This is a genomic window from Sulfurimonas sp. (assembly GCF_028694895.1).
GTDB lineage: Bacteria > Campylobacterota > Campylobacteria > Campylobacterales > Sulfurimonadaceae > Sulfurimonas.
The window spans coordinates 1-7,552 of record NZ_JAQVKA010000074.1 but is presented as its reverse complement, the minus strand read 5'-3'; the positions used below and the strand labels follow the sequence as shown (position 1 = coordinate 7,552).

Genomic DNA, 7,552 nt, shown 5'->3' with positions numbered 1-7,552 from the left:
TGTTTTGAGACAATATAGTTAAATATAGCAACTCTTAAGTTACCTATATGCATATCACCGGTTGGACTTGGTGCAAATCTTAACATTAAAAATCCTAAAAATTATTTTTGTGATTTTATCGCAATTTAGCTGAGGAGAGGTTTTTATCATTTTTTAAGAGAAATTATCAACGATAGAATCTTAGTTGTGTACTGAAATGTGTACCAAATAGGAATGTCTTGAAAAATCAATTTGTGAAAGTGCTTAAAATAGGGGGGCTTGAGCAAAAAGTGGTGACCCCGAGGAGAATTGAACTCCTGTAACATGGATGAAAACCATGGATCCTGACCGCTAGACGACGGGGCCACTCTAAAGCGTTTTTATCAGTATTTATTACCGAGCCGAAATTATATAGATTTATATCTTAATAAATTATAAAAATCCCTAAAACCCAGTAACTTTTTTAATTATTCGTAAAAGCTACGAAGGCCTCTTATAATTACAGCATTTTTAGAGATACTCTCTGCCTTAGCATTTTCATTAACAATTTCATATAAATCTAATGGAAGAGATATAGAGAAAGTTTTTGTCTCTATCTTTTTCTTTTTAGCTACCATTGCAACAACACTTGTTAAAAGTTCTATAATTTTCTTTGTATCAATTGGCTTTTGCATAAAGCTATTTACACCAACTTCAATAGATTCTGATATTTTTTCAATATCATTACTTGCAGAGATAACTATAATAATTTGAGTGGGGTTGATTTCACGAATTTTACGAGAAAGCTCTATACCATCCATACCAGTCATTATAATATCTACAAAAACAACATCAGGAGTATTTTTTAAGTAAGCTTCAAGTGCTTCTTTTCCGTTAAAGCATGACTTTACACTCGAAAAAAAGTTTTTAAAAGTAGAACTAAGTAGTTCATTCGCAACTTTTTCATCTTCAACAACCATTGCTGATAATTTTTTGGTTTCTTGTGTTAATTGTACTAAATCTACGTTAGACATGGCAGAGATCCTTTTTATATGTATTTAAAATTATATCAGATAATTTGGTAACAAATCAAACAGTTTCTGGTTAATAAAAACTACAATCATTTAATTATATTTTTTAAATGTTTCAAGCCACTCTAAATCAGACTCTTTTGAATTCTCTTTTTGATCAAGAAGTGAACCTATAATGCTAAGTAAAGTCTCTTCATCCATAAATTTTAATAAATCAGGATTGATATCTGTTTTATGAATACCTTCATAACTATTTAGAAGGTTTTGAATATCATTAATTAGTTGTTCTTTTCTAGTCATGTTTCGTAGCTCTTATTTTAGATTAGTTTATAAATTTATGTATTGGTTAACATAATGTAAATTCTCTTGAAAGTACTTTTACTAGATATGCACTATCATTATGAAAGGTATTTAATTTAAAGTTGTCTCTTTTTTATATATGTACAACGAGCAAAGTTTGTCATTATAGCAAAACGAGTACTCTAACACAATCTAGTGAGTTCTTATTCTTTTCGTTTGTTCTTCCATCTCTATATTTTCTCTATCCATATCTCTTTTTATTTTTTCATTTGCCCTATTCCATTCTTTGTTTGTATCTTGAAGCAATTTTGTACTATTTTTTATTATCTCTTGTGTATTTTTTTCACTTATATCCATAGCATTTATCAGTTTTACTGCTTGTTGTTCTTGTCTATATTCTTTATACTCTTTGTAAATTAAAATTAATGCAATTGCTATCAATGCCGCAGCTATTATTACTTGTATATTTGATATTTTTCTTTTTACAAAATTACTATCTTTAACGATTCTATTATCTCTACAATTTAAACACTCTTTAGACTCATCATGTATTTCTTTTAAACAGTGTGGGCATTGCATAATATATTTTCCTAGTTTTTCTTTTTTTAAATATTACCAAAAAGCACTTAAGTATAAAAATACCTATAATATTTATTAATATTAGAGTAAGATAAAAAGTTACTTAATTAGGTACAACGGTAAGCCGAGTTTTGTTTTGATAGTATTAATCTACTTTACTATTTACATAGTAACTCTAGCGAAACAGTAGCATAGATAAAACTTGAAGTTTTACCTTTAAGAGGCTGACCATCTGTTTCTTGCTGCCATGTTGGGTTTACAAGCTCTCTATATTGCTATAGAGACTGGTGGTCTCTTACACCACCCTTTCACCTTTACCGCTAAGCGGAAGTCTTCTCTCTGTTGCACTTTCCCTCGTATTACTACGGCCATTAGTTAAATGGAACACTCTCTTATAGCAGCTCGGACTTTCCTCTTGAAATAAATCAAGTAACTATCTGTTGTACCTTTGAAATAGTACAGAATCATTCCTTTATATCTCTTTTTAGAACGTATGAACGATTGTTCTTATATCTAAATATACAAGTGAACAGTTGTTCTTTTTATATAAGGTTTAATTAACAATTGTTCATATATAATTTCTTTTATATTAACAGATGTTCATATGAACAAAAAAGGATTACAATGCCCGAAAATAGCACGACTAAAGAGAGAACTGGCACAAAGCAAAAGATACTAAAAGCTTCATCTAAACTCTTCTCTGAGTATGGTTTTAAAGCTACAAGTGTTAGAAAAATAGCATCGGAAGTGGGTATAAGAGAGAGTGCTTTATATAATCACTTTAAAAACAAGGAGGAGATATTCTTATCTGTAGCAAAAGATATTTTTACCACCCCATTCTCACAAATCGAGAGTGATATTAAAGAATCAGCGTTAAAAGGAAAGGGTTTTTTACAAAAGTTTTCTATGCAGTATAAGCTTCTCACATTTGATAAAAACAACGAGAACATGTTTAGACTACTGATGATTGAACTTTTTCAAAACAAAGAGCTTAGAGAGCAGTTTATGAATGAGTTTCATAATGAAAATGTAAAGGTTTTATCTGAGGCTTTCTTTATAATGATGCAAAACTCGCTTATTCGCTCAGCTGATCCTATGATGGTTGCATATGAGTTTTTATCCACCCTATTCTATATAAGGCTGCAAGTTACTATGCTTAGATTTGATTCGTTATCAACTAATGCATTATCAACGCAATTTGAAAAACATGTTGATTTTTTCTGGGAAAGTATTAAAATATAGTGGTAAGTTTAATTAATATTGTATAGTATTATAGATTTAGTTTAAAAAAAACGGCTCATTTTAGAGCCGTTTTGAAAATTAAGCTATAGCTTCTAGAGCGTATTTCTCACCAAGTTCATAAGCTAATTTATTTGCTGCATGAACTTTTTCTGGTACTTTTGATAACATAGTCTCAATTAGAGACTCTTTATCAATAGGTTTCATAATAGTATTTGCAATAGCAAGAGCTACAACAGATTGAGTAATAACATTACCAACCTCTTCTTTTGCTATAGTAATAATTGGAATCTCAATTATATTCCATGTTTTTCTATCTTCATCTGTAGGCTTTACTAGGTTTGGATCAACAACAATTGTTCCACCCTTTTTAACTCCACCTTTAAATGAGTTATAACTTACTTGTGCAACTGAAAGCATAAAGTTAATTTCACCATCATTTGCATAAGGATAAAAAATTTCTTCATCATCAAGTGTGATATCAACAACAGTTGGGCCACCACGTACTTGAGAAGTATATGTTGCTGTCTTTAGCCCATGTCCACCAACTCTAATTTTTGCTGATGCAAAAATTTCACCTGCAAGAAGAACACCTTGTCCGCCAACACCTGTAAATCTCATTAATGTTCTAGCCATTGTGTTCTCCTTATATTTTTTTCTCAAAGTCATTTTGAGTAATTGTTTTTCTATTACCTTGATGTACTTTGACTATTTCTGCATACATATCACAGTACTCTGATACTTCTTTATCTTCTTTTAAAATACCAGTTGGAAACTTATTCAACTGCTCTGCTGGAGATAGTTCATCATACTTCTTCTTAGGTATAGTGATGCTATCAATCCACTCTAAGTTTTCCATAGCAGAAGCCATCTTGTTTTTTCTACCAAGATTTATATGACAGTTTGACATAATATCAAGGAAAGCAAATCCTCTATGCTCTAGTGCTTTAACAAATACTTTTTCAAGTTTTTTAGGATCAAGCATAGTCTCTCTTGCAACAAAAGAAGCTCCAGCTGCAATAGCCAAGTCTGTAGCATTAAAAGTTGGGTCAATGTTTCCAGCTTTTTGTGATACTGTCCACATACCTTGTGGAGTTGTAGGACTTGTTTGAGAGTTTGTTAAACCATAAATAAAGTTATTAATTACAATCATAGTTATATCAATGTTTCTTCTACAACCGTGTATTGTATGATTTCCACCGATTGCTAATGCATCACCATCTCCAGCAACACAAATAACATATTTATCTGGATTCATAAGTTTGATACCAGTAGCAAATGCTACAGTTCTACCATGAGTCGTATGAACAGTATTAAAATCTACATATGAAGAAAATCTTCCTGAACATCCTATTCCAGATACTACACAAACATCATCACTCTTTATACCTAGTTTATCAATTGCTCTTACAAAAGCTTTTAGAATAACACCATCGCCACAACCCCAACACCATAGTGTCGGCATTTTTTCTAGTCTTAAATATTTATCATAATTAAATGCCATTTTATAGCTCCTTTACTTTATTTACAATTTCATAAGGAGAAATTGGTCTACCATTTACTTTAAATAGTCCCGCAATATCAAGTCTTCCAGTTGAACGTTGTACTTCATCTCTATATTGACCAATATTTAATTCAACACATAAAACTTTTGGAATTCTTGATGCAAGTTCTCTCATTCTGTCTTGAGGACTTGGCCATAATGTGATTGGTCTAAACAGACCCGCTTTAATTCCCTCTGCTCTTAAGTGGCGAATAGCTTCTTTTGCAGCAAGAGAAACAGAACCATAAGCAACAATCATAATCTCAGCATCATCAAGGAAAAACTCTTCATTTAGTTCAATCTCATCTTTATGAAGTTCAACCTTATCCTCTAATCTTTGGATAAGCTTTCTACATGTCTCTATCTCTTCAGTTGGGAAACCTTTTTTATCATGGTGTAACCCAGTAAAATGGTATCTGTATCCTTTAAACATAGGATTTAAAACTGCTGGTTGATCGTGTTCACACTCATAAGGAAAGTACTCTTCAGCAGGACCAGTAAATTGTTTTCTTGGAACTATCCCTTTGTTTACTTCTTCTTCTGTTGGAAGAACAGCTTTACCATGCATATGACCTATTGTCTCATCTAGTAAAACAAAAACTGGCTGCATAAATCTATCTGCTAAATTAAAAGCTCTTACAGTTTCTGTATAACACTCTGAGAGTGAGCCTGCACATAATGTAATTGATTTATAGTCACCGTGTGAAGGGTTTTTTGCTTGTGCAACGTCACCTTGTGATACACGAGTTGGAAGACCAGTTGATGGACCACCACGCATAACGTTTACAACAACTAAAGGAACTTCAGTCATTTGAGCAAGTCCAAGGTTTTCTGCTTTAAGTGAAATACCAGGTCCAGATGTAGCAGTCATTGTTCTAACACCTGCCATACCAGCACCAATTGCAGCAGCAACGCCAGCAATCTCATCTTCCATTTGTATACACACACCGCCAATCTCTGGCATTAAATCAGACATCTCGTGCATAACTTCACTTGATGGCGTAATTGGATAACCAGCAAAAAATTTACATCCAGCGTCTCTCGCAGCTAACGCAGCTAATTCATTACCGCTTGAAATTATTTCTCTCATTGCCATTATTTAGCTCCTTTTTTATTTAGCGACATATAGTTGTTTGCAACAATTGCAGCTTGGCGCTCTTTTGCATCATCTGTAAGTTTTGCAAACTTATAATCTTTTTTATCAGCTACATATATAGCAAAATCAGGACATGATAATTCACACTCATTACATCCAATACACGATTCAGGGTTATTCACAGAAATCATAGCCCCTAAAGTTGATGTTGCATCATACACCATTCCAAGTACGCCTGAAGGACATACAGATACACAAATATCACATGCCTTACAATTGCCTGTATTTACCCATACAGGTGCATTACCTGTGTTTAGAGTCATAGCAGCTCCCATTTTTTCTCCTTTTTATTTTTTAAAAGTATCAAGTAGTCTCATATCTATATTTGAAGTTGGCTACTCTACCAAAATCAATCTAGTTTTCATAAACAGATTAACTAATTTTTATTAATGTAACTCTGAATTGTGCTAATAACGCTTCTTAAATAACATAAATGTTACATAATGAGGCTCGCACAAATTCCTTAAATTACTTTGCTAAAACCTCGGCAATAGCTTTGCCAATATCTGCTGGAGATACAACAACCTTCACGCCTGCAGCTTCAAGTGCTGCCATTTTCTCAGCTGCAGTTCCAGCTCCACCGCTTACAATTGCCCCAGCATGGCCCATTCTTTTACCTGCAGGTGCAGTTTGTCCAGCTATAAAAGCAACAACAGGTTTTGTTACATGCTCTTTAATATAAGCTGCAGCTTGAATCTCTAAATCTCCACCGATCTCACCAATCATAACGATTGCATGAGTCTGTGGATCTGCTTCAAACATTGGAAGTAGTTGTTTATATGAAAGTCCGATTATCGGGTCTCCACCTATTCCAACTGCTGTACTTATTCCAAAACCTTGTTTTACAACTTGGTTAGCACCCTCATAGGTAAGAGTTCCAGATTTTGAGATAAGTCCTATATTTCCCTTTTTGAAAATCATTCCTGGCATGATTCCAATCTTACACTCTTCAGCTGTAATGATTCCTGGACAGTTTGGCCCAATTGTCTTCATGTTATGCTTGATTGCATAAGCTTTTGCGGCTTGCATATCTCTAACTGGAGCACCTTCTGTAATGATAACAGCAAGTTCAATCCCAGCATCAGCAGCTTCCATAACAGCATCTGCAACAAATGCAGGTGGAACAAAAATCATAGAAACAGTAGCGCCTGTGCTTTGTACAGCCTCTTTAACAGTGTTAAATACTGGTTGGCCTAAATGCTCTGTTCCGCCTTTGTTAGGCGTTACACCACCTACTATTTTAGTTCCGTATGCTAAACACTGCTCAGCATGGAAAGAACCCTCTTTACCTGTAAAACCTTGAACGATTACTTTTGTATCTTTATTTACTAATATACTCATAAATACTTCCCTTACTTAGCTTGTTTTGCCGCTGCGACTGCTTTTGCAGCACCATCAGCTAAATCTGTAGCTGCTATAACATTTGCAATATTTGCATCTCTTAAAATCTTTGCTGCTTCTTCTGCATTTGTACCATCAAGACGAACTATTACTGGGACATGAACATCTACAAGTTTAGTAGCTTCTAAAATACCATTAGCAATACGATCACATCTAACAATTCCACCAAAAATATTTACAAATATAGCTTTAACTTTAGGGTTTTTAAGAATTATCTCAAAACCTTTTGCAACTGTCTCAGCGTTTGCTTTTCCGCCAACATCCAAGAAGTTTGCAGGAGTTCCACCCATGTAGTTGATAGTATCCATTGTACCCATAGCAAGCCCAGCCCCATTTACCATACAG

Annotated in this window: 10 protein-coding genes, 1 tRNA gene, 1 other RNA gene and 1 pseudogene; 1 reads left to right on the top strand and 12 read right to left on the bottom strand. The window is 33.6% G+C overall.

Annotated features, from left to right (window positions below; all coding sequences use genetic code 11):
* The 6 genes from PHI38_RS07965 to rnpB form a co-directional block, all read right to left on the bottom strand.
* On the bottom strand, positions 1-86 hold an 86-nt coding region (locus PHI38_RS07965; RefSeq protein ID WP_299854781.1), incomplete at its 3' end, for a glutamate--tRNA ligase family protein.
* A gap of 184 nt (positions 87-270) precedes the next feature.
* Positions 271-345 (bottom strand) — tRNA-Glu (locus tag PHI38_RS07960).
* 101 nt (positions 346-446) lie between these two features.
* Positions 447-992, bottom strand: a complete 546-nt coding sequence (locus PHI38_RS07955; protein ID WP_299854779.1) for a response regulator transcription factor — start codon at positions 990-992, stop codon at positions 447-449.
* A gap of 90 nt (positions 993-1,082) precedes the next feature.
* Positions 1,083-1,289, bottom strand: coding sequence for a hypothetical protein (locus PHI38_RS07950; protein ID WP_299854777.1), 207 nt, complete (start codon positions 1,287-1,289; stop codon positions 1,083-1,085).
* Positions 1,290-1,481: 192 nt separating this feature from the next.
* Positions 1,482-1,868, bottom strand: coding sequence for a hypothetical protein (locus tag PHI38_RS07945; RefSeq protein ID WP_299854775.1), 387 nt, complete (start codon positions 1,866-1,868; stop codon positions 1,482-1,484).
* A gap of 104 nt (positions 1,869-1,972) precedes the next feature.
* Positions 1,973-2,317, bottom strand: an RNA gene (rnpB, locus tag PHI38_RS07940) — RNase P RNA component class A.
* 175 nt (positions 2,318-2,492) lie between these two features.
* Here rnpB and PHI38_RS07935 point away from each other — a divergent pair.
* On the top strand, positions 2,493-3,110 hold the full coding sequence (locus PHI38_RS07935; protein WP_299854773.1) for a TetR/AcrR family transcriptional regulator: 618 nt from the start codon (positions 2,493-2,495) through the stop codon (positions 3,108-3,110).
* 78 nt (positions 3,111-3,188) lie between these two features.
* Here PHI38_RS07935 and PHI38_RS07930 read toward each other — a convergent pair whose 3' ends face one another.
* The 6 genes and pseudogenes from PHI38_RS07930 to sucC form a co-directional block, all read right to left on the bottom strand.
* Positions 3,189-3,743: a 2-oxoacid:acceptor oxidoreductase family protein gene (locus PHI38_RS07930; protein WP_299854771.1), complete on the bottom strand. Its 555-nt coding sequence runs from the start codon at positions 3,741-3,743 to the stop codon at positions 3,189-3,191.
* Positions 3,744-3,753: 10 nt separating this feature from the next.
* Positions 3,754-4,611, bottom strand: a complete 858-nt coding sequence (locus PHI38_RS07925) for a 2-oxoglutarate ferredoxin oxidoreductase subunit beta (RefSeq protein WP_299854769.1) — start codon at positions 4,609-4,611, stop codon at positions 3,754-3,756.
* Between the two features lies 1 nt (position 4,612).
* Entirely contained in the window at positions 4,613-5,746 is a 1,134-nt protein-coding gene (locus PHI38_RS07920; protein WP_299854767.1) for a 2-oxoglutarate synthase subunit alpha, read from the bottom strand.
* Positions 5,746-6,081 (bottom strand): 4Fe-4S dicluster domain-containing protein, encoded by a 336-nt coding sequence (locus PHI38_RS07915; RefSeq protein ID WP_299854764.1) that lies wholly within the window; start codon positions 6,079-6,081, stop codon positions 5,746-5,748. The genes PHI38_RS07920 and PHI38_RS07915 overlap by 1 nt, the downstream gene beginning before the upstream one ends.
* Positions 6,082-6,274: 193 nt before the next feature.
* On the bottom strand, positions 6,275-7,147 hold the full coding sequence (gene sucD / locus PHI38_RS07910) for a succinate--CoA ligase subunit alpha (protein ID WP_299854762.1): 873 nt from the start codon (positions 7,145-7,147) through the stop codon (positions 6,275-6,277).
* 11 nt (positions 7,148-7,158) lie between these two features.
* A pseudogene (gene sucC, locus PHI38_RS07905) lies at positions 7,159-7,552 on the bottom strand (succinate--CoA ligase subunit beta); the annotation flags it as partial.

Bases quoted from the DNA above. Each gene is read 5' to 3' on its own strand.
- PHI38_RS07955 (WP_299854779.1), bottom strand. From the start codon at position 992: ATGTCTAACGTAGATTTAGTACAATTAACACAAGAAACCAAAAAATTA.
- PHI38_RS07950 (WP_299854777.1), bottom strand. From the start codon at position 1,289: ATGACTAGAAAAGAACAACTAATTAATGATATTCAAAACCTTCTAAAT.
- PHI38_RS07945 (WP_299854775.1), bottom strand. From the start codon at position 1,868: ATGCAATGCCCACACTGTTTAAAAGAAATACATGATGAGTCTAAAGAG.
- PHI38_RS07935 (WP_299854773.1), top strand. From the start codon at position 2,493: ATGCCCGAAAATAGCACGACTAAAGAGAGAACTGGCACAAAGCAAAAG.
- PHI38_RS07930 (WP_299854771.1), bottom strand. From the start codon at position 3,743: ATGGCTAGAACATTAATGAGATTTACAGGTGTTGGCGGACAAGGTGTT.
- PHI38_RS07925 (WP_299854769.1), bottom strand. From the start codon at position 4,611: ATGGCATTTAATTATGATAAATATTTAAGACTAGAAAAAATGCCGACA.
- PHI38_RS07920 (WP_299854767.1), bottom strand. From the start codon at position 5,746: ATGGCAATGAGAGAAATAATTTCAAGCGGTAATGAATTAGCTGCGTTA.
- PHI38_RS07915 (WP_299854764.1), bottom strand. From the start codon at position 6,081: ATGGGAGCTGCTATGACTCTAAACACAGGTAATGCACCTGTATGGGTA.
- sucD (WP_299854762.1), bottom strand. From the start codon at position 7,147: ATGAGTATATTAGTAAATAAAGATACAAAAGTAATCGTTCAAGGTTTT.